At 65.9% G+C, this 2,339-nt stretch carries 2 protein-coding genes and 1 pseudogene; all 3 read left to right on the top strand.

Translation table 11 applies throughout. The features are described 5' to 3' along the window. On the top strand, positions 1-1,698 hold a 1,698-nt coding region (gene pbpC / locus WBR57_RS00105), incomplete at its 5' end, for a penicillin-binding protein 1C (protein ID WP_424081000.1). Positions 1,699-1,842: 144 nt separating this feature from the next. Next, a complete protein-coding gene (locus WBR57_RS00100) occupies positions 1,843-2,151 on the top strand; it encodes a MazG-like family protein (protein WP_424080998.1) in 309 nt (102 codons plus the stop codon). Continuing rightward, positions 2,144-2,339: pseudogene (locus tag WBR57_RS00095) on the top strand (SAM-dependent methyltransferase); the annotation flags it as partial. The gene WBR57_RS00100 and the pseudogene WBR57_RS00095, both read left to right, overlap by 8 nt.

Here is a 2,339-nt window from a genome sequence, read left to right as displayed (position 1 = left end):
CAGCAAGCCCGCGACAAGGTGCTGCGCCGCCTCGCCGAATTCCAGGTGTGGCCGCAAGCCGCCGTCGATGAAGCCCTCGAAGAACCGCTGCTGCTCGCCCCACGCCTGGAACCCAGCCTGGCACCCTTGCTCGCGCGCCGTTTGAACCGCCCGGACAGCCCGCCGCTGATTCGCACCACCCTGGACGCCACCCTGCAACGCCGTCTCGAAGACCTGCTGCTGGGCTGGCGCGCAAGGCTGCCGGAACACACCTCGGCGGCGATCCTGGTGGTCGAAGAAGAAAGCATGGCGGTGCGCGCCTACCTCGGCTCGGTGGATATCAACGATGCCAAGCGTTTCGGCCATGTGGACATGATCAGCGCGCTGCGCTCGCCGGGCTCCACGCTCAAACCCTTCCTGTATGGCCTGGCGCTGGACGACGGCTTGATTCATTCCGAATCGCTGTTGCAGGACGTGCCCCGGCGTTATGGCGATTACCGGCCGGGCAACTTCTCGATGGGCTTTACTGGCGCGGTGCCGGCGAGTACGGCGCTGTCCAGCTCGTTGAATTTGCCGGCGGTGCAGTTGCTGGAAGCCTATGGGCCCAAGCGTTTTGCCGCGCAGATGCGTATCGGCGGTGTGTCGTTGGCGTTGCCGGCGCTGGCCGAGCCCAACCTGGCGTTGATCCTGGGCGGCGCGGGCAGCCGCCTGGAAGATCTGGTCAGCGGCTACAGTGCCTTCGCCCGCGACGGCAGGAGTGCAACCATTCGATTGCAGCCGGACGATACGCTCAGAGAACGGCCGTTACTGTCGCCAGGGTCCGCCTGGATTGTGCGGCGTATCCTCAGCGGCCAGGCGCGGCCTGATCGCGACCCGCGCGCCGAGCTGGTGCAGCGCCCGGTGCTGGCGTGGAAAACCGGCACCAGCTATGGCTTTCGCGATGCCTGGGCAATTGGCGTGGGGCCGCGCTACTTGATCGGCGTGTGGATCGGCCGACCCGACGGCACGCCGGTGCCAGGGCAGTTCGGCCTGGCCTCGGCGGCACCCTTGATGTTGCAGGTACACGATGTGCTGACCAACCGCGACAGCCAGCGCGGCATCAGCGCGCCGGTCAAACCGGTGCCGGCGAATGTCGGCGTGGCGGCGATTTGTTGGCCGCTCGGCCAGCCGATGAGTCGCACCGACCCCAATTGCCGTCGCCAGCGGTTTGCCTGGACGCTGGACAACACCACGCCGCCGACCTTGCAGGCCTTGGATCAACCGCTGAGCGTGGGCTTGATGGAAAGCGTGTGGGTCAACGCCAAGGGCTTGCGGGTTAACGCCCACTGTCCTGGTGCAGAACCGAAAAACATCGCCCTGTGGCCTGCGCCGCTGGAGCCTTGGCTGCCCAGGGTGGAACGCCGTGAGGCGCGGATTCCACCCGCTGACCCCGATTGCCCGCCACCGGCGCTGGCGGCCTCATCGCCGTTGTCGATCGTCGGTGTGCGTGAAGGCGACCAACTGCGCCTGCCGGCCGCCAGTCAGCAAGCCCTGCACCTGAAAATCTCCGCCCTGGGCGGCAGCGGTCGGCGCTGGTGGTTCCTCAACGGTACGCCGCTGGGCGACAGCGCCAACCAGGACTTTATCAACGCCAGTTTCGAGCGACTGGGGCGCTACCAGCTCAGCGTCCTCGATGAAGCCGGACAGACTGCAAGGCTGGAGTTCAGTGTTGTTGATTAGGCCGCCATCGGGGGCAAGCCCCCTCCCACCTTTGAAAGTGTTCACAGGGCACAATGTGGCGGGGGGCTTGCCCCCGATGGCCTAAAGGTTCACTTGCCTTCCAGCCCAAACCCCCCGAAGCTACCCACCTTCAGGAGCCCCCGCATGAACCTCGAACACCTCACCGAACGCCTGCACCGCATCCGCGATAACAACGCCTGGAAGCCATTCCACAGCCCGAAGAACCTGGCCATGGCCGCCAGCGTGGAAATGGCCGAACTGGTGGAAATCTTCCAATGGCTGACCGAAGACCAGTCCCGCCAGTTGCCCGCCGACACACTCGCCCACGCCGGGCAGGAAGTCGGCGATATCGTGCTGTACCTGCTGTTGTTGTGCAGTGAGCTGGGCTTGGACATGAACGAGGTGGTACGCGCCAAACTGGCCGATAGCGAGCGGCGGTTTGCCCATGAGTGACCGTCATTTCGACCAACTGGCCACGCGCTTCGCCGAGAAAATCTACGGCGGCGCCAAAGGCGCGATTCGCCTGGCGGTGCTCCAGGCCGACCTGGCCGAAGCCTTGCCGGAGCGCCCGTTGCGCGTGCTGGATATCGGCGCGGGGCTGGGGCATATGTCGCTGTGGCTGGCCGAGCGCGGCCATCAGG

Source organism: Pseudomonas sp. (assembly GCF_049590575.1).
Classification (GTDB): domain Bacteria; phylum Pseudomonadota; class Gammaproteobacteria; order Pseudomonadales; family Pseudomonadaceae; genus Aquipseudomonas.
Note: the sequence above shows the minus strand (reverse complement) of the source record. Positions and strands in the feature narration are given on the sequence as shown.

Coding starts and splice junctions, on each gene's coding strand:
- WBR57_RS00100 (WP_424080998.1), top strand. CDS start 1,843: ATGAACCTCGAACACCTCACCGAACGCCTGCACCGCATCCGCGATAAC.